The sequence below is a fragment of the Stenotrophomonas sp. YJH_SMC_110 genome, assembly GCF_059369255.1.
Window position 1 is genome coordinate 154,747 of record NZ_JCAFSM010000008.1, and the last position, 25,314, is coordinate 180,060.

At 67.6% G+C, this 25,314-nt stretch carries 25 protein-coding genes; 9 read left to right on the forward strand and 16 right to left on the reverse strand.

Features of this window, described 5'->3' with window-relative positions; translation table 11 throughout:
* Positions 1 to 37: 37 nt before the first annotated feature.
* Complete coding sequence (locus AC5P6H_RS15585) at positions 38 to 1,294, reverse strand: MFS transporter (protein ID WP_495202863.1); 1,257 nt, start codon at positions 1,292 to 1,294, stop codon at positions 38 to 40.
* A gap of 123 nt (positions 1,295 to 1,417) precedes the next feature.
* Positions 1,418 to 2,044 carry a signal peptidase I gene (gene lepB, locus AC5P6H_RS15590; RefSeq protein ID WP_014645559.1) on the reverse strand — a complete coding sequence of 209 codons (627 nt, stop codon included), beginning with the start codon at positions 2,042 to 2,044 and terminating at the stop codon, positions 1,418 to 1,420.
* A gap of 275 nt (positions 2,045 to 2,319) precedes the next feature.
* On the opposite strand from lepB, the gene AC5P6H_RS15595 reads away from it, so the two are divergent.
* Both AC5P6H_RS15595 and AC5P6H_RS15600 read left to right on the forward strand, forming a co-directional pair.
* Entirely contained in the window at positions 2,320 to 2,721 is a 402-nt protein-coding gene (locus AC5P6H_RS15595; protein WP_014645558.1) for a hypothetical protein, read from the forward strand.
* Between the two features lie 3 nt (positions 2,722 to 2,724).
* The gene (locus AC5P6H_RS15600) at positions 2,725 to 3,171 is read left to right on the forward strand and encodes a 3-dehydroquinate dehydratase (RefSeq protein WP_100450891.1); all 447 of its coding nucleotides are present in this window, start codon (positions 2,725 to 2,727) and stop codon (positions 3,169 to 3,171) included.
* Between the two features lie 146 nt (positions 3,172 to 3,317).
* Here AC5P6H_RS15600 and dcp read toward each other — a convergent pair whose 3' ends face one another.
* From dcp to arfB, 3 genes are all read right to left on the reverse strand, one after another.
* Positions 3,318 to 5,474 carry a peptidyl-dipeptidase Dcp gene (dcp, locus tag AC5P6H_RS15605; RefSeq protein ID WP_049405170.1) on the reverse strand — a complete coding sequence of 719 codons (2,157 nt, stop codon included), beginning with the start codon at positions 5,472 to 5,474 and terminating at the stop codon, positions 3,318 to 3,320.
* A gap of 110 nt (positions 5,475 to 5,584) precedes the next feature.
* Positions 5,585 to 6,187 (reverse strand): lysophospholipid acyltransferase family protein, encoded by a 603-nt coding sequence (locus AC5P6H_RS15610; protein ID WP_014645556.1) that lies wholly within the window; start codon positions 6,185 to 6,187, stop codon positions 5,585 to 5,587.
* Between the two features lie 4 nt (positions 6,188 to 6,191).
* Positions 6,192 to 6,623, reverse strand: a complete 432-nt coding sequence (gene arfB / locus AC5P6H_RS15615; protein ID WP_005420755.1) for an alternative ribosome rescue aminoacyl-tRNA hydrolase ArfB — start codon at positions 6,621 to 6,623, stop codon at positions 6,192 to 6,194.
* Between the two features lie 113 nt (positions 6,624 to 6,736).
* Here arfB and AC5P6H_RS15620 point away from each other — a divergent pair, with 113 nt between their 5' ends.
* Positions 6,737 to 7,285 carry a DUF2059 domain-containing protein gene (locus AC5P6H_RS15620; protein WP_401730180.1) on the forward strand — a complete coding sequence of 183 codons (549 nt, stop codon included), beginning with the start codon at positions 6,737 to 6,739 and terminating at the stop codon, positions 7,283 to 7,285.
* A gap of 70 nt (positions 7,286 to 7,355) precedes the next feature.
* Here AC5P6H_RS15620 and AC5P6H_RS15625 read toward each other — a convergent pair whose 3' ends face one another.
* Both AC5P6H_RS15625 and AC5P6H_RS15630 read right to left on the reverse strand, forming a co-directional pair.
* Positions 7,356 to 8,099 (reverse strand): pseudouridine synthase, encoded by a 744-nt coding sequence (locus AC5P6H_RS15625; protein ID WP_014645554.1) that lies wholly within the window; start codon positions 8,097 to 8,099, stop codon positions 7,356 to 7,358.
* An 85-nt stretch (positions 8,100 to 8,184) separates the two neighbouring features.
* On the reverse strand, positions 8,185 to 8,772 hold the full coding sequence (locus AC5P6H_RS15630; protein ID WP_142235527.1) for an O-methyltransferase: 588 nt from the start codon (positions 8,770 to 8,772) through the stop codon (positions 8,185 to 8,187).
* A 166-nt stretch (positions 8,773 to 8,938) separates the two neighbouring features.
* Between AC5P6H_RS15630 and AC5P6H_RS15635 the strand changes: the two genes are divergently transcribed.
* From AC5P6H_RS15635 to AC5P6H_RS15650, 4 genes are read left to right on the forward strand one after another with little or no spacing between them, the layout of a single operon-like run.
* Complete coding sequence (locus tag AC5P6H_RS15635; protein WP_495202864.1) at positions 8,939 to 9,550, forward strand: PIG-L deacetylase family protein; 612 nt, start codon at positions 8,939 to 8,941, stop codon at positions 9,548 to 9,550.
* Entirely contained in the window at positions 9,550 to 10,689 is a 1,140-nt protein-coding gene (locus tag AC5P6H_RS15640; RefSeq protein WP_014645551.1) for a glycosyltransferase family 2 protein, read from the forward strand. Before AC5P6H_RS15635 ends, AC5P6H_RS15640 begins: the two co-directional genes overlap by 1 nt.
* Entirely contained in the window at positions 10,676 to 11,281 is a 606-nt protein-coding gene (locus AC5P6H_RS15645) for an LbetaH domain-containing protein (RefSeq protein ID WP_032962223.1), read from the forward strand. Before AC5P6H_RS15640 ends, AC5P6H_RS15645 begins: the two co-directional genes overlap by 14 nt.
* Before the next feature lie 4 nt (positions 11,282 to 11,285).
* On the forward strand, positions 11,286 to 12,071 hold the full coding sequence (locus AC5P6H_RS15650) for a YaiO family outer membrane beta-barrel protein (protein ID WP_478406213.1): 786 nt from the start codon (positions 11,286 to 11,288) through the stop codon (positions 12,069 to 12,071).
* 52 nt (positions 12,072 to 12,123) lie between these two features.
* Here AC5P6H_RS15650 and ubiB read toward each other — a convergent pair whose 3' ends face one another.
* Together ubiB and AC5P6H_RS15660 are read right to left on the reverse strand one after the other, a co-directional pair.
* Positions 12,124 to 13,779, reverse strand: a complete 1,656-nt coding sequence (gene ubiB / locus AC5P6H_RS15655; RefSeq protein WP_014645548.1) for a ubiquinone biosynthesis regulatory protein kinase UbiB — start codon at positions 13,777 to 13,779, stop codon at positions 12,124 to 12,126.
* Complete coding sequence (locus AC5P6H_RS15660) at positions 13,776 to 14,411, reverse strand: ubiquinone biosynthesis accessory factor UbiJ (protein WP_005420772.1); 636 nt, start codon at positions 14,409 to 14,411, stop codon at positions 13,776 to 13,778. The genes ubiB and AC5P6H_RS15660 overlap by 4 nt, the downstream gene beginning before the upstream one ends.
* Before the next feature lie 335 nt (positions 14,412 to 14,746).
* On the opposite strand from AC5P6H_RS15660, the gene ddlA reads away from it, so the two are divergent.
* Positions 14,747 to 15,841, forward strand: a complete 1,095-nt coding sequence (gene ddlA, locus AC5P6H_RS15665; RefSeq protein ID WP_069118158.1) for a D-alanine--D-alanine ligase — start codon at positions 14,747 to 14,749, stop codon at positions 15,839 to 15,841.
* Between the two features lie 76 nt (positions 15,842 to 15,917).
* On the opposite strand, the gene AC5P6H_RS15670 is transcribed toward ddlA, so the two are convergent.
* The 3 genes from AC5P6H_RS15670 to oleC all read right to left on the reverse strand — a co-directional run bounded on the left by AC5P6H_RS15670 (position 15,918) and on the right by oleC (position 18,802).
* Positions 15,918 to 16,073 (reverse strand): DUF1328 domain-containing protein, encoded by a 156-nt coding sequence (locus AC5P6H_RS15670; protein ID WP_005407633.1) that lies wholly within the window; start codon positions 16,071 to 16,073, stop codon positions 15,918 to 15,920.
* An 81-nt stretch (positions 16,074 to 16,154) separates the two neighbouring features.
* Entirely contained in the window at positions 16,155 to 17,147 is a 993-nt protein-coding gene (gene oleD / locus AC5P6H_RS15675) for a 2-alkyl-3-oxoalkanoate reductase (protein WP_014645546.1), read from the reverse strand.
* Positions 17,144 to 18,802 (reverse strand): olefin beta-lactone synthetase, encoded by a 1,659-nt coding sequence (gene oleC, locus AC5P6H_RS15680; RefSeq protein ID WP_111206826.1) that lies wholly within the window; start codon positions 18,800 to 18,802, stop codon positions 17,144 to 17,146. Before oleC ends, oleD begins: the two co-directional genes overlap by 4 nt.
* A gap of 104 nt (positions 18,803 to 18,906) precedes the next feature.
* Here oleC and AC5P6H_RS15685 point away from each other — a divergent pair, with 104 nt between their 5' ends.
* Positions 18,907 to 19,338, forward strand: a complete 432-nt coding sequence (locus AC5P6H_RS15685; protein WP_029380125.1) for a YkgJ family cysteine cluster protein — start codon at positions 18,907 to 18,909, stop codon at positions 19,336 to 19,338.
* A 111-nt stretch (positions 19,339 to 19,449) separates the two neighbouring features.
* Here the strand turns inward: AC5P6H_RS15685 and AC5P6H_RS15690 are convergent, their stop codons facing one another.
* From AC5P6H_RS15690 to AC5P6H_RS15705, 4 genes are all read right to left on the reverse strand, one after another.
* Complete coding sequence (locus AC5P6H_RS15690; RefSeq protein WP_014645544.1) at positions 19,450 to 20,340, reverse strand: alpha/beta fold hydrolase; 891 nt, start codon at positions 20,338 to 20,340, stop codon at positions 19,450 to 19,452.
* Between the two features lie 140 nt (positions 20,341 to 20,480).
* Positions 20,481 to 21,497, reverse strand: coding sequence for a 3-oxoacyl-ACP synthase III (locus AC5P6H_RS15695; protein ID WP_014035559.1), 1,017 nt, complete (start codon positions 21,495 to 21,497; stop codon positions 20,481 to 20,483).
* 103 nt (positions 21,498 to 21,600) lie between these two features.
* Complete coding sequence (locus AC5P6H_RS15700; protein ID WP_005407628.1) at positions 21,601 to 21,918, reverse strand: DUF4156 domain-containing protein; 318 nt, start codon at positions 21,916 to 21,918, stop codon at positions 21,601 to 21,603.
* 214 nt (positions 21,919 to 22,132) lie between these two features.
* Complete coding sequence (locus AC5P6H_RS15705; RefSeq protein WP_180834772.1) at positions 22,133 to 24,982, reverse strand: M16 family metallopeptidase; 2,850 nt, start codon at positions 24,980 to 24,982, stop codon at positions 22,133 to 22,135.
* Positions 24,983 to 25,314: the final 332 nt, after the last annotated feature.

The following is a 25,314-nucleotide window of genomic DNA, read 5'->3' on the forward strand; positions in this document are numbered from 1 at the left end:
GAGCAACGCCGCGCCCGTGCGGAACGCGAGGCTGGCGTCAGGCCGTGACCGGCTGCGGCGCGTGCTGCTGCAGCGTCCAGACGATGCCGCCCCCGATCAGGGTCAGCACGGCAGCGAACGCGCACACGCCCAGCCAGTCCCAGGCCGCGTAGGCCAGGCCACCGACCCCGCCCAGCACGCTGGAGCCCAGGTAGTAGGCGAACAGGTACAGCGCCGACGCTTCCGCGCGCATCGTACCGGCACGGCTGCCGACCCAGCTGCTGGCCACCGAGTGGCCACCGAAGAAGCCGAAGGTCACCAGCGCGATGCCCAGTGCCATCGTGCTCAGCCACGGCATCGCCAGCAGCGCGATGCCGGCGCCGATCAGCGCGAACGAGATCGACAGGATGCGGCCGCGCCCGTACCGCGTAGCCTGCTGGCCCATCCACGCCGAACTGAAGGTGCCCACCAGGTACACGCTGAAGATCAGCCCGACCACGGTCTGGCTGAGGTGGTACGGCGGCGCCAGCAAGTGATAGCCCAGGTAGTTGTAGAGGGTGACGAACACGCCCATCAGCACGAACGAGGTGGCGAACAGCCACGGCAGGCCCCGGTCGGCGAACAGCGTGCGCCAGCGCGACGGCAACTCGCGCAGGCCATCGCGTCGCGCGCTGAAATGGCGCGACGGCGGCAGCTGCAGCCACAGCAGCACGGTGCTGGCCACGGCGATGATCGAGACCACGCCGATGCCCCAGCGCCAGCCCCAGTGATCGGCGATGATGCCGGCCAGCAGGCGCCCGCTCATGCCACCGATGGCGTTGCCGCCGATGTACAGGCCCATCGCCAGGCCCAGCGCGCGGCTGTCCATCTCCTCGACCAGGTAGGTCATCGCCACTGCCGGCACGCCGCTCAGCGCCAGGCCAAGCAGGGTGCGCAGCACCAGCAGCGTGGTCCAGTCGTCCACCAGCGCCGTGCCCAGCGACAGCATGGCCGAGGCCAGCAGCGCGGCAATCATCAACGGGCGGCGGCCGACCGCATCGGACAGCAGGCCGGCCAACAGCATCGCCACCGCCAGCGTGCCGGTGGTCAGCGACAACGACATCGCGCTGCCTGCGGCGGACACGCCGAAGTGGCGGCTGAACTCGGGCAGCAGCGGCTGCACGGTGTACAGCAGGCCGAAGGTGGAGAAGCCGGCCAGGAACAGTGCCAGCGCGGTGCGGCGGAAGGCCGGCGTGCCCTGCTGGATGCGGGTCTCGGCGATGGGATCGACAGTGGGGGGACGGCGCTCGACGGCCGCCGCGGTTTCGCCAGTCATGGGATCGAAGGGCCGGTGGGGCGGCCGGGCATGGGAGGGAACGGGCCTCAGACTAGGCCTGTCGATCCAGTCGATCCATAACCTGATAAGTCAGGATTGATACCCAAGAAGTATCAATTCAGCTTACAGGCGCTGCCACTCGAAACCGTCGCCGCGGCGGTAGTACACCGCCACCGCACGGCCGTAGACCTTGTCGGCGTCGACGAAGCCGAAGAAGCGGCCGTCGAAGCTGTTGCCGCGGTGGTCACCCAGCACCAGCACCTTGCCGGCCGGCACCACCAGATCGGCGATGTCCGGACCGCCGCCCATGTCCAGGTCGAGGCGGGCACGGCGCTCGCCGAAGGCTTCCACGTCCTGCAGATCGGCGATCTGCAGCGGCTGGCCGTTGATGCTCAGATGGCCCTCGCGCATCTGCACGTGGTCACCGGCCACCGCCGCCACGCGCTTGATCAGGCGGGTGCCGTCGGCCGGTGAATCGAACACCGCCACTTCACCGCGCTGCGGGACGCCGGTGGCCATCAGTTCCTTGCCGGTGAACGGCAGGCGCAGGCCGTAGGCGCGCATGTCCACCACCACCCGGTCGCCCGGCTGCAGGGTCGGCTGCATCGAGCCACTCGGCACCACGTAGTGGTTGGCGAGGGTATCGCGGGCGGCGGCGAGCAGGCCGAGCATCACCAGCAGCGGCAATGCTTCCTTCTTCAGCCAGACCAGCGCGCGTTCGGACAAGGGAGGACGGGCAGCAGCATCCATGACAGGCTCCGGGTAGGTGGTAGCTGCATCAGACCACATCCAGGCGGGAGAGGTTCCCGCGACGCGATCCGGTAGAGCCGAGCCCACGCTCGGCTTGTTCCTTGCAGCGTCGAGGTTGCCCGACTGGGGCGCAGAGCGGCCGAGCGCAGGCTCGGCTCTACAGGAAGGGTTACGCAGGTTTTACGCGCGGGACCGGCCGCGGGCATCGCACCTTTACGGGCGGCACGCGCATCGTGTGCCCACCGCGCCGCAGGGCGCATTCCGCAAGGTGTTGTATGACCCTCCTGGTGATCCGCCACGCCTCTTCGTCGGCACCGCGTCCCCAACTGCCGACGCAGCTGGCCGGCCATCGCGTGCTGTGCAGCGACTGCGCCAGCCTGTCCGAGGTACGCCAGTGCCTGTGCCAGCCGCAGGCGCGCTCGGCCGACTGGGTACTGCTGGATGTCGGTACCGCTGACGAGGCGCAATGGCAGGCCGAAGGTGGCGCGCTGCAGGCGGCGCTGGAACGGCTGCCGGCGCAGTACATCGAACTGCAGGCCCCCAGCGAACCCGGTCTGGAGGCACGCCTGCGCCTGCAGCACGGTCCCGCCGCCGTGGTGGTCGACCAGCGCAGCCAGCAGGCCGGCTACCCGTTGTCGCTGGCCATTGTCGGCCGCCGCCTGGCACAGGAGGGCTGAGCCATGTCGATCTTCATCATCCGTGGCCCCGAAGCGGCCGGCGCCCTGATCCGCACCGCGATGCCGCTGCCGGCACCGGTCCTGAAGTCACTGGTGCATCGTGCGATCGACGCCGGCACCAGCGTGGCGATCCGTGCCTGTGGTTCGGAACAGGAACTGCTGGACGCCCTGCGCGTGGCCGACCACAGCCGCGGCGAGGTGACCCTGCTCGACCCGGGCGCGTGTGCCAACAGCCTGCGCCTGCAGCGCCTGCTGCCGTACCTGCACAACGCCTATGTGGAAGTGCATGACGACGGCGCAGTGGCCGAGCCGTGCCTGCCGGCCGGTGTCGGCCAGCGCCTGGGCATCGCCGCCGGCTACGGCGCGCAGAGCTACGTGCTGGCGCTGGACATCGCACTGGATCATCTGGGATTGGGCGAGCAGGCCAACCGGGTGCACGTGGGAACGTAACGCTGCTTGTAGAGCCGAGCCCATGCTCGGCTGCCTTTCCAGGAGCCATCAGCCGAGCGTGGGCTCGGCTCTACAGAAGAACGTCGAGCATGGCTCGACGCTACAGAAAGAAAAACGGCGGGGTTGCCCCCGCCGTTTTCGCTTTCTTATTTCAGCCCGCGGAACTTCAGCAGTGGTTCCACCGACGGGTCCTTGCCGCGGAAATCGCGGTACAGGGTCGACAGCTCCACGCTGTTGCCGCGCGAGAGGATCTTGTCGCGGAACTCCTGGCCGTTGGCCGCCGTCAGCCCACCGTGCTCGGTGAACCACTGGTAGGCGTCATGGTCGAGCACTTCGGCCCAGAAGTAGGCGTAGTAGCCGGCCGAGTAACCGCCACCCCAGATATGGTCGAAGTAGGTGGTGCGGTAGCGCGGCGGCACCTGCGGCAGGTCGACCTTGAACTTCTTCAGCGCGCTGGCTTCAAAGGCGCCGACATCCTGCAGCGGCGCGTCGGCCTTCTGCGTGTGCCAGGCCAGGTCCAGCAGCGCGGCCGACAGGTACTCGGTCGTCGCGTAGCCCTGGTTGAAGCTGCGTGCCTTGAGGATCTTGTCGACCAGCTCCTGCGGCATCGCCTCGCCGGTCTTGTAGTGCTTGGCGTAGTTGGCGAACACCTTCGGGTCCAGCGCCCAGTGCTCGTTGAACTGTGACGGGAACTCGACGAAGTCGCGCGAGGTCGCGGTGCCGGCGATCGACGGGTACTTCACGTTCGAGAACATGCCGTGCAGCGCATGGCCGAACTCATGGAACATGGTGGTGACGTCGTCGAAGCTGATCAGCGCAGGCTGGCCGGCGGCCGGCTTGGTGAAGTTGCAGACGTTGTAGACCACCGGCTTGGCACCGGTCAGGCCGTCCTGTTCGACGAACACGTCCATCCAGGCGCCACCGGACTTGCTGTCACGCTTGAAGTAGTCGGTGTAGAACAGCGCCAGCGAGGTGCCGTCCTTGTCGAACACTTCGTACACCTTCATGTCCGGGTTGTAGGTCGGAATGTCGGTGCGCGGCTTGAAGGTGATGCCGTACAGCTGGGTGGCGGCGTAGAAGACGCCGTTCTGCAGCACGTTGTCCAGTTCGAAGTACGGCTTGATCTGCGACTCGTCCAGATCGTACTTGGCCTTGCGCACCTGCTCGGCGTAGAAGTCCCAGTCCGAAGCGGCGACCTGGAATCCACCCTTCTGCGCGTCGATGACCTTCTGGATCTCACCGGCTTCGGCGCGTGCCTTGGCGGTGGCGGCCGGCACGGTGTCGGTCAGCAGCTTGAGCGCGGCGGCCGGGGTCTTGGCCATCTGGTCGCCGAGCTGATAGTCGGCGAAGGTGTCGAAGCCGAGCAGCTTGGCCTTCTGCGCACGCAGCTGGGCCAGGCGCTGCACGGTCTGCCGGGTGTCGTTGGCATCGCCGCGCTCGGCGCGGGTTTCCGAGGCCTTCAGCACGGCGGCGCGCTGGTCGCGGTCGCTCAGCGAGCCGAGCACCGGCTGCTGGGTGGTGTTCTGCAGCGGCAGCAGGAACTTGCCATCCAGCTTGCGGTCCTTGGCGGCGGCGGCAGCGTTGTTGATAGCGCCCTCGTCCAGGCCGGCCAGCTTGGCCTTGTCGTCGACGACAACGGCCGCAGCAGCGGTGGCGGCCACCAGGCGGGTGTGGAACTGGGTGGAGAGCGTGGTCTCTTCCACGTTGAGCTTGCGCAGGCTCGCCTTGTCGGCGTCGGACAGCTGCGCACCGGCGCGCACCAGGCCATCGTAGTAGTGCTCGACCAGGCGCTTCTGCACCGGGTCCAGCTCCAGCGTGTCACGCTGGTCGTACAGCGACTTCACGCGCGCGAACAGCTTCGGATCGAGGTTGATCTCGTCCTGGTGCGCGGCCAGCTTCGGCGCCACTTCTTCCTGGATCTTCTGGCGTGCGTCGTTGGTATCGGCCTGGACCAGGCCGAAGAAGATGCGCGACACGCGGGTCAGGGTCTCGCCGCTGCGCTCCATCGCCACGATGGTGTTGTCGAAGGTGGCCGGCTCGCTGCTGTCGGCGATCCTGCGCACGTCGGCCAGGTGCTGGCGCATGCCCTCTTCGAAGGCCGGCAGGTAGTCGCTGTCCTTGATCTTGTCGAACGGCGGGGCCTGGAACGGCAGCGTGCTGGCACTCAGCAGCGGATTGGTGGAGGCTTCGGCCGGCTGCTGGGCCGGGGTCTTCTGGGCATCGGACACGGGGGTGGACTCCTTGCCGGAACAGGCCGCCAGCGCCAGGCTGATGGCGGCGGCCAGGACTACGGTACGCGACATGTAAAACGCTCCTTGGGCAGACGGTATGGATACCAGCCCTCCACCCTACTCCTGTCGCGCTCGCCCGGCATGTGCCGGACGTGGCGTCTATGCGGCGGCCTGCAACCGGCTCAGACCGTGCCGCGGGTCTTGCCGATCCAGGGCCGGTAGAACTCGCGGATGGCAGCCATGTCGGCCACATCGTCGCCGCTCGGGGTGAACAGCGGACCGATGCCGATGGTCTTTTCCGGATAGTGGAAATACGCGGTCAGGATCGGTACGTCAGCCATCCGGGCGATCTTCAGGAAACCGGCCTTCCAGTCCTTCACCGCCTTGCGGGTGCCCTCGGGCGTGATGGCGAACCACATCTTCTCGTTGTTGCGCAGCAGGTCCACGGCCTGGCCGACGGTGCCCTGCGGCGAGCTGCGATCGAGCGGGATCACGCCCAGCTTGTGCAGCAGCGGGCCCAGCGGCCACCAGAACAGCGAGGCCTTGCCCAGCACCTTCACCTTCATGCCCAGCGCGATCTTGGCCGCCATGCCCCACAGCCCGTCCCAGTTGGACGAATGCGGGGCGATGATGAAGACCAGCCTGGGGATGTCCGGCAGGGTGCCGGTCACCTTCCAGCCGCCCATGCGCAGGGTGCAGCGCGCCAGCCAGCGCAGGAAGGCGTTGGGTTTGACCTGTGGCATCTGCGGCGGCACGGCCGGCAGCAACGAAGTCGGGTTGTTCAAGCAATCACTCCCAGTCACGTGATGAGCGCCCGCGCTTGATCTGCGCGCGCCCGCGTTTGGCGTCCAGACGACGCAGTTTCGACCCGAGGGTCGGCTTGGTGGCCTTGCGCGGTTTGGGCACGCTCAGCCCGGCCTGGATGAAGGCCGCCAGCCGCTCGCGCGCATCCTCGCGATTGCGATCCTGGGTGCGGAATCGTTGCGCGTCGATGACCAGCACGCCTTCGCCGGTCATGCGCCGGTCACGCCGCGCCAGCAGGCGCGCGCGCAACGGTTCGGGCAACGAGGGCGAGTTGGCCACGTCGAAACGCAGTTCCACCGCGGTGGACACCTTGTTGACGTTCTGGCCGCCGGCGCCACTGGCGCGCACGAACCGCTCGACGATCTCGCCGTCGGGGATTTCAAGCTGCGCGCTGATGGTGACCGGTCCACTGCCCATCCGCGCATTGTAGCGGCAGGCACGTGGTGAAGTACGCCATCGCGCCCCGTATGCCGCCGATCAGGCACCGAACACGCCGCCTTCGCCTGGGCTGCGGGTATGCTGGCGGTCCCATGTACCGCAGGAAGCCCCGCATGACCCGCTCCACACCCGCCCTGCCGTCCCTGCTGCGCCGCGCCGCCCTGCTGCTGGCGCTGGCCGTGGCCAGCGTTCCGGCCCTGGCCGCCCCGCCGACCGACGGCGACATCAACCGCCTGCTGTCGGCCTCGCGCGCGCAGAGCATGATCGACACCATGGTGCCGCAGATCGAAGCCATGCAGCAGCAGCAGTTCCAGCAGGTGGCCGCGCAGCGCCAGCTCACCGCCCAGCAGCAGGAACAGCTGAAGCGGATCCAGGCCCGGACCAGCCAGACCCTGCGCCAGGCGATGTCGTGGCAACAGCTGCGGCCCATGTACGTGGACCTGTACAAGAAGACCTTCAGCAAGGAAGACGTGCTGGCAATGGCCGAGTTCTACGAGAGCGCGGCCGGCCAGAGCCTGCTGGACAAGACCCCGGCGCTGATGCAGAACGTGATGGTGGCGATCCAGGCGCGCATGCAGCCGCTGTTCGCGGATCTGCAGAAGGACCTGGAAGCGATCGTCAACGAGCCGGAAAAGAAATAACGGGGTGCGCCGGGCCACGCCCGGCCGCTGGCTGTAGAGCCGAGCCCACGCTCGGCTTACCGCAGCAGCATCAGGCGTCGTCCACCTGCCAGCCGAACAGGTCCAGCGCCTTCTGGAACTCGCGATCCAGCGGCGCACTGACATCCACGCTGCCACCGTCCGGGTGCGGGAAGCGCAGGCGCTCGGCGTGCAGCAGCATGCGGTGCACGCCCTGCATGCGGAAGATGCGGTTGTGGCGGCCATCGCCGTGGCTGGTGTCGCCGATCATGTGGTGCGACAGGTGCTTGAGGTGCCGGCGGATCTGCCGGAAGCGCCCGGTCTGCGGCTGGCAGCGCAGCAGCGCGTAGCGCGAACTGCTGAACTCACCCACCGGCACCGATAGCTCGCCGGTGGCCAGGCGCTGGAAGTCGGTGACCGCCGGCTTCTTCACCGGCTTGCCCGGCCCGCCGTCCAGGTCATGGTCCACCCGCCAGGACAGCTCGGCCGGCCAGCCCCGGCAGACCGTCAGGTAGTCCTTGGCCACTTCACCCCCCATCAACGCCTTGCCCAGCGCACTGGCGGTCTCGCGGTCGAAGGCCAGCAGCAGGCAGCCGCTGGTGGCCCGGTCCAGGCGGTGCACGAGGAAGATCGGGCGGCCCAGCTGCTCGCGCAGGCGGTCGGCCAGGAAATCATCTTCGCCACGGGCCAGCTTGCTGTCGTGGACCATCAGCCCGGCGGGCTTGTTGACCACGGCCAGGCGCTCGTCCAGGTGCAGCAGCTGCAGGGGCGCGGTTTCGGTCTCGACCGCGGCGAGGGTGTCAGGTTCGGTGCTCACCGCAGGATTATACGGGCGCCCTGATCGGGGTCAGATCCCTTTTCCTGCGGAAAAGGGATCTGACCCCGGGTTGGTGGCGCGGCGGTCAAGCGTTGCGCACGGCCAGAAGCTCGCCGTTGCCCACCGGCACCAGGCTGGTGCCGAAGTCCGGATCGGCATCCAGCAACGCGCGCAACGGTTCCATCTGCGCGGCGTGCGAGGTGGCGTTGTCCACCACCAGCAGGCCCCCCCGCCGCAGCACACGGCGCAGCTGCGGCCACCAGCCGGCGTACTGTTCGCGGTCCGAATCGAGGAACAGCAGGTCAATGCTGGCATCGGCGGCCTGTGCCAGCCACTGCCCGGCATCGCCGTGGACCAGCGTGATGCGATCGGCAAGGCCACTGCGCGCGAAGGCGTCACGCGCCATCGCCACCTTGTCCGCGGCGTATTCCAGTGTGGTCACGTGTCCGTCGATGGCGGCTGCGGCTTCGGCAATCCACAGCGTGGAATAACCGTTGGAGGTGCCGATCTCCAGCACCCGGCGCGCATTGCCGAAACGCACCAGCACCGACAGGAATTCACCGGTGTCCGGCGTGATGTTGAGCATGCGCCGGGCGCGCTCGGTTTCATGCGCGTCGTTTTCAGCACCGAAGCGTGCCAGTTCGTTCTTCAATTCCGAAAGCTGCATCGTCATTGCTTCTTTAATTTGCCACAGCAAGGGTGAGCATTGTGGCCTGTCCGGCCACATTTCGTACTTCTCTTAAGCCTGTACTCCGATGAGGTTGCGATAGTTCCCGCCTTCTTCACGCGGGATGGTCCACCGGCCCGCGGCCCTCATTGGTTTCCGCAAGGACACGGCCATGGTTCTCGACATTCTGGCAATCGGCGCCCACCCCGACGACATCGAACTCGGTTGCGGCGGCAGCCTGGCCAAGCTGGCCCGCGACGGTGCACGCATCCATGCGCTGGTGCTCAGCCGTGGTGGCCGTGGCTGCCATGCCGGCATCGACCGCAGCGACGAATCCCACCGCGCGTTGCGCCGCCTGGGTGTGACCGAGGTGATCCAGCAGGATTTCCCGGATACGCGCTTTCCTGCCTGCCGCAACGACATCGTCGCGATGATCGAGCAGGCCTGCGCGCAGATCGCACCGCATCGCGTCTACACGATGTGCGGCGAAGACCACCACCAGGACCATCGCACCGTCCATGAAGCGTCAATCATCGCCTGCCGCAGCATCCCGCAGATCCTCTGCTACGAGAGCCCCAGCACCCTGCCGCAGTTCGCACCGCAGGTGTTCGAGGACATCAGCGCACAACTGGACCTGAAGATCCACGCATTGCGCGAGCATGCCAGCCAGGGCGATCGCCACTACATGCAGGAGGACCACCTGCGCTGCCACGCGCAGTTCCGCGGCCAGCAGATCGGCATCGGCCCCAGTGAGGGCTTCGTGCCCTACCGGCTGGTGCTGTGATGAAAACGCTGCTGTTCCTGGCCATGTGTGCCTTCATCCTGGTGCGTGTGTGCGTGCAGGCCTCGCGTCGCCCCAGCACGCGCCTGTACAGCATCGATGCGATCGTGCCGGCCTACAACGAAGCGCCGTGCCTGGAGCGCTCGTTGACCGGCCTGCTGCAGAACCCCTACGTGGCACGGGTGATCTGCGTGAATGACGGTTCCACCGACAACACCGCCCAGGTACTCGATGCGCTGCAGGCGCGCTGGCCCGGGCGCCTCGTGGCCGTGCACCAGGCCAACACCGGCAAGGGCGGCGCGCTGATGCATGGCCTGCGGCACGCCACCGCCGAGCAGGTGTTCCTGACCGACGCCGACACCCACATCGATCCGCGCGGCCATGGCCTGGGCCACCTGCTGGACGAGATCGAGCGCGGTGCCGATGCGGTCGGTGGCGTACCCTCGTCCAGCCTGCAGGGTGCCGGCTTCCTGCCGCATGTGCGCGCCAGCCTGAAGCTGCCGATGATCGTCATCAAGCGCAGCTTCCAGCAGTGGCTGGGCGGCGCACCGTTCATCGTCTCCGGCTCGTGTGGCCTGTTCCGCACCTCGGTGCTGCGCAAGGTCGGTTTCTCCGACCGCACCCGCGTCGAAGACCTGGATATGTCCTGGTCGCTGGTCGCGCAGGGCTACCGTGTCCGCCAGAGCGTGCGCTGCGTGGTCTACCCGCAGGAATGCAACACGCTGGTGGAGGAATGGCGGCGCTGGCGACGCTGGATCGTCGGCTATGCGGTATGCATGCGCCTGCATCGCGGCCTGCTGCTGACCCGCTTCGGCGTGTTCAGCATCCTGCCGATGATGCTGCTTGCCCTTGCCGGCATCGTGCTGACGCTGCAGGTCTGGTTCGGTGCGGCCCAGCTGCATGGGCCGGGTGGCCTCGCCCTGTCGGTGATGCCGTTGTTCTGGATCGGCATCGTCATGTTGCTGGCGGTGATCAGTGCGATCCACCACCGCCGCGCGTCGCTGGTCCCTGCCGCCGCGTTCTCGATGCTGTACGTGCTGCTCGCCTATGCGATCTGGCTGATGCATGGCGTGGCCGGGCTGTTTACCGGCCGCGAGCCGGCACGCGACAAGCCGACCAGGTATCCGCATGTGGTGGAATGACCTCGCCGCCATGGCCGACGCGCTATCGACGCTGCCACCCCACGTCGATTCCAGCGCCCAGGTTTCGCCGCGTGCGATCGTGCGGGGCGAGGTACGGATCGGCGCTGGCAGCCGCATCTGCGACGGCGCCCAGCTGCACGGGCCGGTATCGATCGGCCGCGACTGCCTGATCGGCAACAACGCACTGCTGCGCGGTCCGCTGCACATCGGTGACGGTGTGCGCATCGGCTTTGCCAGTGAACTGAAGAACGCACTGATCGGCGACGGCGCCTGCATCGGCCCGCAGTGCTTCATCGCCGACAGCCGCGTCGACGCCCGTGCCTACCTGGGCGCGCTGGTGCGTACCAGCAACCATCGCCTGGATGGCGCAACGGTCACCGTCCACATCGGCGACACCGTCATCGACAGCCAGCGCGACAAGCTCGGCGCCTGGATCGGCGAAGGTGCCGCGCTGGGCGTCGGCGTGATCATCCTGCCCGGTCGCATCGTCGCCCCGGGCAGCCAGTTCGGCCCGCGCATCACCGTGGAACGAAACCTGCCGCCCGGTCGCTACCGGCTGCTGCAGTCGCTGCATTCCCAACCCCTGGAGTAACCCCATGCGATTGATCATCCGTGGCGCACTGCCGTGCGCCCTGCTGCTGGCTGTGTCCAGCGCCCATGCCGGCATCGACCGGGTGTCGGTGCAGCTGGATCATGCCGACTACACCGATGGCTTTGGCAAGCGCGACGTACAGACCGTGGATGTGGCCGGTCGCAGCGGTGACAGCCGCTGGCATCTGGGCCTGGCCCATGGTGAACGCGACTACGGCAGCAAGCGCTTCAGCGGCAATCGGGTGCAGGGCTCCCTGCACCAGCGCTGGAGTCAATGCTTTTCGACCCGCACCGCCTTCACCGCCTCCAACGATGACCCGGTATTCGTCAACCGCCAGCTCAACCAGGACTTCCAGTGGAAGGTGGCACCGCAGACCGTGCTGAGCGTGGGCGGCAAGTACGCCCAGTACCATGCCGGCGCATACGTGAGTGGCTGGTCGGTAGGTGCCTCGCACTACTTCCCGCGCGTGACCACCTCACTGCGCCACGAGCGGCATCGCCAGTCCAATGGGCCCGACGGCCATGGCACCACGCTGTCACTGCGCCTGAAGGATGCGCAGGGCGGTGGTTCGACCCAGCTGTGGCTGGGCAGCGGTACGTCCGGCTACACCGCCGATTCCGATCCGCTGCTGCTGCGCGAACACGATGCACGTCGTGCCTTCCTGCGCCGCAGCCAGCCGCTGGGGGAGCATCTGGTGCTGGACATGGGCATTGGCAAGACCTGGCACAGGACGCGCCTGGACCGCTTCCAGAGCGTGCAGTCGCACCTGGGCCTGGGCTACCACTGGTAGAGCCGTGGCCGGTCGGCGGCGCGTGACGCCGCCGACCCTCGATCAACAGGCTTCAGCGCCACCACGCGCGCGCCAGCGCCAGCGCGCCGACGGCACCGGACACCCAGCTCCACATCGGCAGGTCGCCCCAGTACCAGCCTGGCGGTTGCAGCACGTACACCAGTGCGGCGATGGCCAGCAGGCCGACGCCGGTGATCGCACCGACCGCGCGCTTCTGCAGGCGCTGCACGCTGGCATCGAGCGCGACCAGATCGCGCGAGCGCATCGCCAGCTCATGGCGGCCCTCCACCTGCTGGGTCAGCCAGGCGTGCACCAGGCGCGGCATGTCCGGCGCGTGAGTCATGATTTCCGGCAAGCGCTTGCCGATCTCGCGCACGACCCGACGCGGGCTGTAGCGCTCGCGCAGGATCTTCGCCAGCACCGGCTTGGCCACCGCCCAGATGTCGATCTGCGGATCCAGCTGGCGCCCGACACCTTCGATGTTCAGCAGGGTCTTCTGCAGCAGGATCAGCTGCGGCTGCAGGGTCAGCTGGTAGCGCTGCGCCACGCGGAACAGCTTCATCAGCACTTCGGCCAGCGAGATCTGCGACAGCGGGCGGGTGAAGTACGGCTCGCACACCGAACGCACGGCCGCTTCCAGATCATCGATGCGCACGTTGTCCGGCATCCAGCGCGCCTGCACGTGCAGTTCGGCGATGCGGCGATAATCGCGGTTGAAGATGGCCATGAAGTTCTCGGCCAGGTAGTACTGATCTTCCTGCGACAGCTGGCCCATGATGCCGAAGTCCAGCGCGATGAAGCGCGGGTTGGCGCGACGCGACGGATCGGTATCGACCCAGATGTTGCCGGCGTGCGCATCGGCATGGAAGAAGTTGTCGCGGAACACCTGGGTGTAGAACACCCGCACGCCCTTGGCGGCCAGCGCCTTGCGGTCGATGCCGGCCTTGTCCAGTGCAGCGATGTCATCGGACGGAATGCCCCACACGCGCTCCAGGGTCAGCGCGCGCTCGGCGGTGTGGCTCCAGATCACTTCCGGCACGTACAGGTCGTCGCTGTTTTCCCAGAAGCGGCGCAGCACGCTGGCATTGGCGCCTTCGCGCTGCAGGTCCAGCTCAGCGGCCAGGGTGTTCTCGACTTCGGCCACCACTTCGCGCGGACGGATCTTGTCGGCACGCGGATGGGTACGCTCGACCAGGGCGGCCAGCGAGTTGAGCAGGGCGATGTCGGCGTCGATCTGCTTCTCGATGCCCGGGCGCAGCACCTTGACCACCACCTGGCGGCCATCGGCCAGCGTGGCCGCATGCACCTGTGCGATCGAGGCCGAGGCCAGCGGTTCGGTATCGAAGCTGGCGAATGCCTCGCTGACCGGCAGGCCGAGTGCTTCCTCGACGATGCGGCGCGCGGTATCGCCGTCGAACGGCTTGACCCGGTCCTGCAGCAGGGTCAGTTCGTTGGCCACGTCCGGCGGCACCAGGTCGCGGCGGGTGGACAGGATCTGGCCGAACTTGACGAAGATCGGACCGAGATCCTGCAGCGCCAGGCGCAGGCGCGCACCGCGCGACTGTACAGCGATGTCGGCCGAAGCACGCGGCACGAACGGTTTGGCCAGGCGCAGCCAGCGCTCAGCCGGCGTGCCGTGCAGCAGGTCGTCCAGGCGGTAGCGCAGGATCACCCGGCCGATGCGGCTTGCCCGCAGCACGGCCTTCATGCGGCACCCCGCAGGCGCTGGACGCGCGCGCCAAGGCGCTCGACGTCATCACGCAGTACGTCCACATCATCGTGGAAGGCATCCAGTTCGGCGCGCGGTACCACGTCGCGCGATTCCTCGGTGATGAACTCGGCAGCGCTGTGGGCCAGATCGATCGCCCCTTGGCGCGCGTGCTGCAGGGCGCTGCGCAGGGTGTTGGCCACCTGCACGCCCAGTACCTCGCCGAACACGCTGACGAACGGCTGCTGCCAGTCCGGATCGAAGCCCTTGGCCAGCTGCTGCAGGCGTCGCGCCAGTTCGGCGTCACCGGCCACGCGTACACGGCCCTTGTTGTTGGACTCGCCGCGCCGTGCGTTGGCCAGCAGCGGCAGCTGCGCCAGCACGCCGGCCAGGCTGCTGCGCACGGCCAGGTCGGCTTCCTGCGCATCCACCGGGCCGACCCGCAGCTGGTCGCCGTCGACGCTGATGCGCATCGCCAGCGACGGCGCTTCCAGGGTCAGGTCGATGTGCCGGCCATCGAGGCTGGCCAGTGCATGGCGGGTATCCGGATCCAGCGCCAGCGCGCGGTTCAGGGCGATCTGCAGGGCGCGGCCAGCGACCGGCTTGAGGGACTTGAGCAGGGAAAGAGCCATGTGCGCATTCTACCTGCGTGGGTGGGGGGCTTGCGCCGGGCTGCCGCCCGGCACCCGCGGTAGTGCCGGCCGCTGGCCGGCAAGATCAACATCAAAAGCTGGCGATCCGTGGGATGGCGGGGTGGGTCCCGTTGCTGCGCAACGGGCTCTGACCCCAATGCTGATGGGATCTGGCGTTGGTAGATGCCGACCTTGGTCGGCGCTGGATGTCAGGGGGCCAACCATGGTTGGCCGCTACCCGAGCCGGCAGCCCGGTGATTCATCTGTGCCTCACCTGGGTGGCTATGGAAGGTTCATGCTGTACGGCCACGCAACGCACAGGACATCGCATTCCCATGGCACGGACCCGGGTCGGCATCATCTTCGGGGGCAAATCCTCCGAGCACGAGGTTTCACTGCAGTCGGCGAAGAACATCCTCGATGCGCTTGATCGCGAGCGCTTCGAGCCGGTGCTGGTCGGCATCGACAAGCAGGGCCAGTGGCATCTGAGCCAGCCGGACACCTTCCTGATCAACGCCGATGATCCGTCGCGCATCGCGCTGCATCGCTCGGGCCAGTCGCTGGCGGTGCGCCCGGGTGCGGAACAGGCACAGCTGCAGCCGTCCGATCCGGCCAGCGCGCTGGGCCAGATCGATGTGGTGCTGCCGATCGTGCATGGGCCGCTGGGCGAAGACGGTGCGCTGCAGGGCCTGCTGCGCATGGCCAACCTGCCCTTCGTCGGCTCGCCGGTACTGGGTTCGGCAGTGGCGATGGACAAGGACGTGACCAAGCGCCTGCTGCGCGACGCTGGCCTGCAGGTGGCACCGTGGCTGTGCATCCGTCGCCACCAGGCGGCAACGGTCGATGTCGATGCGGTGATCGCGCAGCTCGGCCTGCCGCTGTTCGTGAAGCCGGCCAACCAGGGTTCGTCGGTGGGCGTGAGCAAGGTCAAGGACGCAGCGGGCTTCGCCGACGCACTGGCATTGGCGCTGCGCTACGACCACAAGGTGCTGGTGGAATCGGCGGTGGTCGGCCGCGAGATCGAGTGCGCGGTACTGGGCAACGCGCACCCGCAGGCCAGCCTGTGCGGCGAGGTGGTGGTGCACGACGAGTTCTACGCCTACGACACCAAGTACATCAACGAAACTGGCGCCGAGGTGGTGGTACCTGCGGATATCGATGCCGCAACCCAGGCGCGCATCCAGCAGATCGCACTGCAGGCCTACCAGGCGCTGGAGTGTGCCGGCATGGCGCGCGTGGACGTATTCCTTACTGCCGGCGGCGGGATCGTCATCAACGAGGTCAACACGCTGCCGGGCTTCACCCGCATCAGCATGTACCCGAAATTGTGGGGTGCCAGCGGAGTCGATTACACGACGTTGATTACGCGCCTGATCGAACTGGCACTGGAGCGTCACGAAGCCGATCGCGGATTGCACAGCGCCGTGTAGCGTTGTGATCGCCCGCAGAGCCGAGCATGGCTCGACTCTGCGGAAAGCGATGCCGGCCAGCGGCCGGCACTACCGGCTAGCCGCGCTTGCGGAACATCGAGATCACCGCAAGGATCAGGAACACCACGAACAGGATCCAGGCGATGTTCGTTGCGGCGCCGGCAATGCCGGAAAAGCCCAGAACGGCGGCGATGATGGCGATGACAAAGAAAATGATGGCGTAATGCAGCATGGCGCTCCTCGCGGGTGGTCGAGCCTTGGATGGCGTGGGTCCATCCTCCCGATCCTGCGGTGTGCAACCAGTGACGGCGATCTATGCAGCAGATGAAGCCTTCAGCCTGCGCAGCCCTTCTTCGATGCTGACCTGCGGCACATAGCCGAAATCCCGGCGGGCCGGCTCCATGCTGTACCAGTGCGGCGTGCACAGCTGCTCGGCCAGGAAGCGGGTCAGCGGCGGCTCGCCACGCAGGCGCAGCAGCGGCCACAGCCGTTCGCAGACCGCGCCGATGCGATAGGCGGTCTTGAAACTGATCGCCTTGTCCACCGTCGGCGCGCCAACAGCGGCCAGCAGCCGGTTGACCAGCTCGCGCATGGGCAGCGGTTCGCCGTTGGAAATGAAGTAGGCCTTGCCCGCACACGCGGCACCCGGCGCCAATGCCTCGAAAGCGAGGAAATGCGCGAGCGCGGCGTTGTCGATGTAGGTGGTATCGACCTTGTTGTTGCCGTCGCCGACCAAGCGCAGGCGGCCCTGACGTGCACGCTCGGCCAGGCGTGGCACCAGCTGCTGGTCACCCGGGCCCCAGATCAGGCGCGGGCGCAGTGCCACCGTCGCCAGCGATACATCGTTGGCGGCCAGCACGCGCTGTTCGGCGATCGCCTTGGTCGCCGCATACGGTGCCTGGAAGTCCTCGCCGTACGGCACCTCGTCAGCCCCCAGGCCTTCCACCGGATGCGTGGCGCGGTGGGTCACGCTGGGCGTTGAGGTGTAGACCAGCCGGTTGATGCCGTGCGCGCGGCATGCCGCAATGACATTGTCGGTGCCGACCACGTTGGCCTGGTGGTAGCTGTCATAGCTGCCCCAGGCGCCGGCCTTGGCGCCGTTGTGGAACACCGCATCGACGCCGGCCACCGCGTGCAGCACTGCCTGCGCATCGGCCAGATCGCCGCGGATCTGGCCCACGCCCATGGCCTGCAGTTCCGGGTAGTGGCTGCGGTTGAACGCCAGCACCTGGTGGCCACGTTCGACCAGCCCGCGGCACAGCGCCTGGCCAAGGAAACCACCACCACCGGTGACCAGGATCTTCATGCGCGCTTCTCCAGTTCGGCGCTGGCCCAGACGGCGAGCTTCTCGCGGCCGATCTTGGCGTTGTGACGGATATCGACGGGGAACGCGGGATGCATCAGGAAGTGCTGCAGGCCGGCCTCAGGGGTGCGCGCTGCGGCATGCGCACGCAGCGCTTCCTGCAACGCCGGGCTGTCGCTCTGGCCACGCTGCAGTTCCACGCACAGCACCGGTACCTGCGCACCCGCCGGGCCAACGCCGACCAGTGCCGTGCGTGCCACGCCGGGCACGGTATTGAACACCGGCTCGACCTGTTCGGTGTACAGCGGCCCTTGTGCGGTTTCCACGCGATGGGTCTTGCGCCCGCAGAACCACAGCCGGCCCTGCACATCGAAGTAGCCCACGTCACCCATGCGATGGACGATGCGGGTGCTGCCATCGGCCAGCGTCTCGCGGATCTTAGCTGCGGCCGTGGCCTGCGGGCGGTTGAAGTAGCTGTCGGTGGCGGTCGGGCCAGCCACCGTGATTTCTCCCACTTCGCCAACCGCCAGCACGCGCGCCTGCGACCAGTCGGCCAGCGGCGCGTCATCGATGGCGATGATGCGCACTTCGTTCGGGGCCACCACGCTGCCCACGCAGGTGCCGGCGCCGGCCTCGGTGGCCGCGCGGGTACGCTCCAGCTCACGCCCCTCGACCACCGCCACCGGCAGGCACTCGGTGGCGCCGTACGGGGTCCAGAACTGCGCATCGGCGGGCAGCAGGCTGCGGATGGTGGCGACCACGTCCGGCGGCACCGGCGCACCGGCCGAGGTCACCCGGGTCACCGTCGGCAACGGCCGGCCATGCCGGGCCAGCACCCGCATCAATGCCGGCGAGCCGAACAGCTGGGTCACGCCGAAGCGCTGGATGGCATCGTGCAGGCGTGCCGGATCGGCCTGCGCCGGCCGGGTCGGGTCCATGTCCGGGATCACCGAGGTCAGGCCCAGCGCCGGGTCGAACAAGGCAAAGGGCGGGAAGGTCGGCAGGTCCACGCCGCCCGCTTCCATGCCGAACGCGCTGCCCAGCAGCTGGATCTGGCCCAGGAAGTGGCGGTGGCGGTAGACCACGCCCTTGGGCACACCGGTGGAGCCGCTGGTGAACAGGATCGCCGCCATGTCCTCGCCATCGGTGTCGGCCAGCATCGCCCCGCCCTTGGCGCCGGCGCGCTCCAGCGCGGCCAGGCTGGTACCGCCCCAGCCGAGGCGGCGGCCAACGGTGACCAGGCGGGTCGCCGACGGCGCCCAGCGCAGCGCCAGCCGCGCCACGTGCGCCAATGGAATGCCAATGAAGGCCTGCGGCTGCGCCTCGTCCAGGCACTGTTTCAGCGCGCGCTTGTCGATGCCCGGATCGACCAGCACCGGCACCGCGCCCAGCTTGAACAACGCGAACATCAGCAGGAAGAACTCCGGCGACGGCCGCACCATCACCACCGTGCGCACTCCACGGCCGATCCCATAGCCGGCCAGGCCGGCGGCCATGGCATCACTGCGGGCGTCCAACTGGCGGTAATCCAGGGTGACATCGTAGGCGGCCATGCCGTTGCCGGCGCCCCGGCGGCCCGGGCAGCGGATGGCGATCTGGTCAGGGCGTTCACGCGCCAGTTCAGGCAGGCGCGCGGCAATGTTGCAGGGTCGGTTCATCCGTTCATTGTCGCCGCTTACGGAATTTCTTGCGCGGCGGCCCACTTCGTGGAAAATCCGCACCCTCGTTCCTGATTCCGACTGCCGCCCGAGGCGGCTTGCCCATGCAACATCCCTGCATGACCTGCGGCGCCTGCTGCACCCAATACCGCGTGGCCTTCCACTGGATGGAATCGGACGAGGTCACCCCCGGCGGCGTGCCGCACCAGCTGACCGAGGTGCTGGACCCGCACCGCCTGTGCATGCGCGGCACCCACTCCAAGCCGGTGCGCTGCGTGGCGCTGGACGCGCAGATCGGCGTGTACTCACGCTGCACCATCCACCCCAACCGGCCCAGCGTGTGCCGTGAGGTGGATGCATCGTGGGAGTACGGCAAGGCCAGCCCGCAGTGCGACAAGGCACGCATCGCCTACGGCCTGGACCCGCTGACGCTGGCCGACTGGCGCTGGCGCGATGACGCCGACAATGACGACGATCACCCGGACGACAACGGCAACAGCCCGTCCTCACCGCCGCAGGCACCGGTCGCGGCGTAGTAGTGCCGGCCGCTGGCCGGCAACCTCATGAACCCTTCGGGTGTGCCGACCAACGGTCGGCACCCACCGGAAGAGGAAGGGGTGGGTGCCGACCGTTGGTCGGCACACCGATCAGATCGGGTTCTTGTCCAGAAAAGCGCGGATCTCCGGCACCAGCACTTCGTGCTTGTCTTCCAGCACGTAGTGCCCGGCGTCCTCGAAGGCATGCACCTGGGCCTGCGGCAACGCGGCCTGGAAGCCCTTCAGGAAGTGGTGGTCGAACACGAAGTCGCGCAGGCCCCAGCCGAGGAAGGCCGGTCGGTCGGCGAACGACGGCAGCGCCTTGCCGGCCCGCTCCAGCAGCGACCAGGCCTTGTCGGCCGGCGACAGCGGGATGTCCTGCATGAAACGGATGGTGCTGATCCGGTTGGCCCAGCTGTTGTACGGCGACACGTAGGCGCGGCGCACGTCGGCCGGCATCTTCCGCTCCACGCCCAGCCACGAGGCACCGGACGAGAACGCGTTGAAGCTGCGGATGATCCACTCGCCGATCTTCCAGTGGCGGCCCAGCGCGATCTGCCACGGCATCGTCTTCGCCGCCGGCATCGGGAACGCGGCGGTATTGAGCACCACCAGGCGCTTGACCTGGTCGTGGTGCGACAGCGCCCAGCCGAAACCGATCATGCCGCCCCAGTCGTGCACCGCCAGGGTCACCGGGCCGGTGATGCCCAGGTGCTTCAGCAGCGCATCGAGGTCGTCAACGCGCGACTGCAGCGTGTACTCGTAGCGGCTGTCATCGGGCTTGTCCGACAGGCCCATGCCGATGTGGTCCGGCACGATGCAGCGGTATGTGTCCGACAGGCCGGCCACCAGCGTGCGCCAGTAGTAGCTCCACGACGGGTTGCCATGCACCATCACCACCACTTCGCCATCGCGCGGGCCTTCGTCGAGATAGTTCATCGACAGGCCGGGGCGAACCTCGAAGCGCTGCGGGTGGGCGGGGTAACCGGGAAGATCGCGCATGCGGAGCACCTAGGGAGAGTCGCGGCGCAATGTGGAGCCGAGCCGATGCTCGGCTGCTCTCCGGTCCGCTGCGGAAGAGCCGCGCTGCGCGCGTGAGCCGAGCATGGCTCGGCTCTACAGGAGGTCGGGCAGCGGGCTGCTTACCAGACCACTTCAGCCATCGAGCAGTTCAGGCCGGAACCAATGCCCAGAAGTGCAATGCGATCGCCCTTCTTCAGCTTGCCCAGCTGCTTGAGCTTGCTCAGCACGATCGGCACCGAGGCCGGGCCGATGTTGCCGTGCTCGCCGAAGATGGTCATGACCTTCTTCGGGTCGATGCCGAAGTTCTTGATGAACGCAGCGGTGTGCGGCTGGCTGACCTGGTGGATCACGAACTGGTCCAGCTCTTCCACGGCCCAGCCCAAGGCGATCTTGGCGGCGGTGAAGGTCTTCTGGGCCAGCTTGATGCCTTCGATCAGCAGCAGGCGGGTATCGGTGACCATGCGGTCCAGATTGCCCAGGCACAGCTGGTTCCACTCGGTGGCCGAACGGGTCACGCCACCCTTGTAGCGGGGTGCATCCGGCACCAGTTCCGAGCGCGCCATCACCATCGCGGCGGCGCCCGAACCGGTGGTCAGGGCGGCCAGCTCGTTGCGGAAGTCGTCGGCGGTGACGTCCGGGGCGGTCATGCGCTCCAGGGTCTTCTCGTACACCAGGTTTGCGGTCTCGCCATCCACCACCAGCGCGTAGTCGATGTCGCCACGCTCGATCATGCGCGCCGCGATATCCATGCCGTTGATGAAGGCCAGGCAGGCATTGGCGACGTCGAAGGTCATGCACTCGTCGCTGACGCCGAGGTTGCCCGACACGATCGAGGCGGTGGACGGCTCCAGGTAGTCGCGGCTGACCGAGGTGTTGACCAGCAGGCCGACCTGCGTCGCATCGATGCCTGCGTCTTCCAGCGCCTTGCGGCCGGCCATGGTGGCGGCATCGGACGCCAGCACGCCGTTGTCCCACAGGCGGCGGGCATGGATGCCGGCGATATCGCCGAGCACGTCGGTGCGGATACCGAGGCGATCCAACGTCGGCTGCAGCCGCTCGTTGATTTCCTTGGTCGTCAGCGTATGCGGCGCATCAACGTGTGCCAGGCCGGCGATCGAGACATTCTTGAAGAGCATCGAGGTTAGCGCCAAGGCTCAGGCAAAAGGGGGCGCTATTCTATAACCCCCGGGGCCTTCACCGCATCTTTACGAATTCAGGCTTGGCCGTATGGTGAAGCGTTCAGCGCGGCGGGCACTGGAACGCGGCGAACCGCTGGCTGCCATCGGCGGGCGCGGCGGCGGCCTGTACGGCGTTGGCGCCAGCACTCGGGGCCTCGTTGCGGGCCAGGGTTTCCAGCTCTTCCTGCACGCGCAGCGGGTTGCGGTTGTAGAAGCCGACCTTGCTCTTCACGGTGACCACCACCTCGCCCTTGGCGATGCAGCCGGCCGGAACCGGACCTGCCGGCAACACGCGGGTCGCCTTGCCGGCCGGTTCGATCGGCACCCAGGTACAGGCAGTGACGGTGAGCAGCAGAGAGGAAAGCAGCAGAACGCGCATGGGCAGATCCTGGAAGGGTATGGGGCGATTCTGCCTGAACAGCCTGAATCGGGGGTAGCCGGGGCCGGGGTGAGAGCCCCCTGCGGGGGATCCGACCCCAGGTCGGCAGAGGGGTCGGATCCCCCGCAGGGGGCTCCGACCCCTTAAGGGGTTGCCGGCCAGCGGCCGGCACTACCGGGGGAGCCGGCCCGCCACAGGCGGGCCGGGTCGTGCCTTATTTCTTGACCGGGTTGCCCTCGGCGTCGATCACCGTCACCTCGCCCAGGTTCAGCGCGCGCACGGCCGCTTCGGTCTGCTTGAGATCGCCCACCACCACCCAGGTCAGGGCCTGCGGCTTGATCTCGGCAGCGGCCTGCTGCACCTGCGCCGGGGTCATCGCTTCGATCTCGGCCTTGCGACGCAGCACATAGTCGTCCGGGCGCTTGAACTGCACGATCGAACCGATGGTCGCGGCCACGGCACTGGCGGTCTCGTAGGCACCGGGCAGGCTGAGGGTCTGGATGTTGCGGATGCGGTTGACTTCGGCAGCGGTGGCCGGCTTGCTGCCGTCGGCGAATGCGGCGATCTCCTTGCGCATTTCCGCCAGTGCCGGGCCGGTCTTGTCGATCTGCACCGGCGCACTGGCCATCCACGGGCGCTGGCCCACCGAACTGGTCGCGCTGCTGCGCGCGCCGTACGACCAGTGCTTGTCCTCGCGCAGGTTCATGTTCAGGCGCGAGGTGAAGTCGCCGCCGATCACGCCGTTGGCAATGTCGAAGCGGGTCGAACTGGCGGCGCTGGACGGCGCCACCACCTGGCCGGCGAACAGGTTGGCCTGCACCGCACCCGGCTGGTCGATCAGGAACACGCGCGGGCCCTTCGGCAGCGCGACATCGGTGGCCGCCTTCACCTGCGGCGCCTCGCCGGTCGCCTTCCAGTCACCCAGCTGCTTGTCCAGCAGCGGCACGATCTCGGCCAGGGTGGTGTCACCGACCACGATCAGGGTGCCATTCTGCGGGCGCAGCCAGTCGTGGTGGAAATCAACCAGATCTTCGCGGGTTAGGCCGTTGATCGCCGCCTCGTCGCCGCTGCCGGTGAACGGGATGGCGTACGGGTGGCCCTTGCCGTACAGCAGCGGCGGCAGCACGCGCATGGCCACTGCACCCGGGTTCACCTTCTCCTGCTGGATGCCGGCGATCCAGGTCGCCTTGACCCGGTCGATCTCGCCCTGCTCGAAACGCGGTTCGCGCAGCAGGTCGCGGTACAACGCCAGCGACGGTGCCAGGTTTTCCTTCAGCGCCGACAGGTCCACGCTCATCGAGTCCAGGCCGGCCGAGGCATCCAGGCTGGCGCCCAGTGCGTCGGCGGCGTCGGCGAAGGCCAGCGAACCGAGCTTGCCGGCGCCTTCGGTCATCAGGCTCATGGTGAAGTTGGCGGTGCCGGGCTTGCGACCCTGGTCGGCGCTGAAGCCGCCCGGGAACTGGTAGCTGAACTGCACCACCGGAATCTCGTGGCGTTCGGCCAGGATCACCTGGGTGCCGTTCTTCAGCGTGGCGCGCTGCAGTGCCGGGAACTTCAGCTGCGGGAACTCGCGGGTCTGCGGCACGCCGGCCTTGCGGTCCACCTGTTCCGGCAGGGTGCTGTACTTCGGGTCCACCGCCGGCACGGTGAACGGCTTCGGCGTCTGGCTCGGTTCTTCCTTCAGCGCCACGCGCTCACCCGGTGCGATCACCAGGGTGTGGCTGCCCTTGTCCAGCCACTCTGCGCCCAGGCGGCTCAGATCGGCGGCACTGGCCTTCTCGATGTTGGCCAGCGAGGTGCGGAAGCAACCCGGGTCGCCGGTGAACACCGCGCACTCGGCCAGCGCATCGGCCTTGCCGCCGAAGCCACCGATGCGCTCGATGCCACGGATGAAGCCGGCACGGGCGCCGGTCTTGGCGCGCTCCAGCTCGGCCGCGGTCGGGCCCTGCTTGATCAGGCGGTCCAGTTCCTCGTCGATGATCTTCTCGACCTTGGCCGGGTCCTGGCCCTGCTTGACGGTCGCCACGATCACGAAGTTGGAGCCCAGCTGCGACGTCGACAGGCCCGAGCCGATGCTGTCCACCAGCTTGTCCTGGTGCTGCAGGCGCTGGCTCAGGCGTGAGGACTTGGCGCCGCCCAGCACTTCGGAGAACAGCTGCAACTGGTCGATGTCGGCGGTGCCGACCTGCGGCACGTTCCAGGCGCGGTAGATGCGCGCCTGCGGCACCTTGTCGGTCATCGTCTCGCGGGTATCGGCACTGCGCTTGGCCACGTTCACCGCCGGCTGCGCCATGGTCGGGCCAGCGGGGATGCTGCCGAAGTACCTGGCGACCTTCTCCTTGGCGGTGGCCAGGTCGATGTCGCCGGCCAGCACCAGCACCGCGTTGTTCGGGCCATACCAGGTGCGGAACCAGGTCTTCACGTCATCCAGCGAGGCCGCGTTGAGATCGTTCATCGAGCCGATCACGCCGTGGTGGTACGGGTGGCCAACCGGATACAGCGCCTTGTTGATCTGGTCCCAGGCCTGGCCGTAGGGCTGGTTCTCGCCCTGGCGCTTCTCGTTCTGCACCACGCCGCGCTGCTCGTCCAGCGCAGCCTGGTCGATCGCACCGACCAGATGGCCCATGCGGTCCGACTCCATCCACAGCGCCATGTCCAGCGCGGTGGTCGGCACGTTCTCGAAGTAGTTGGTGCGATCGGTGTTGGTGGTGCCGTTCTGGTTGGTGGCACCGACCTGCTTGAACGGTTCGAAGAATTCGCCGTCGTGGTTCTCGCTGCCCTGGAACATCAGGTGCTCGAACAGGTGCGCGAAGCCGGTGCGGCCGGCCGGTTCATCCTTGCTGCCCACGTGGTACCAGACGTTGACCGCGACGATCGGCGCCTTGCGATCGGTATGCACGATCACGCGCAGGCCGTTGGGCAGGGTGAACTGCTCGTACGGGATATCGACCTTGGCCGGTGCCGCCGGCCTGGCGGCAAGCGCGGAGGTGGGCGCAAGCGTGCCCAGGGCGGTGCTGAGGGCGACGGCCAGCAATGCGGCGCGCGGGCGAAGGGCGAGAGACATATCCGGATCCTTGGTCACATAGGTGAATCCCGATCCTAGCCTGCGCAGGCAACGGCAGGAATCGGTCGCCAGTCACTGGGGGTGTTTGCCCTGAAGGCCATCCGGCCCGGCCCCAGCCGGGGGGCGTGAACCGTCACATGTGCCGGCTGAAGGCGTCCGGACAGTGTCCGCGGCACATCGAATGGACAGGTGTCCGCCCACCGGACACTTTTCGATTGATAAAAAACCCTTGTAAATCAATGAATAAAAGTTGGCACGGGGATTGCTTGGCACTTCCTGCGCCAGGAAAGGCTTCAGACTCAAGCTGACTGAAGACTGAACAAATGCAGGAA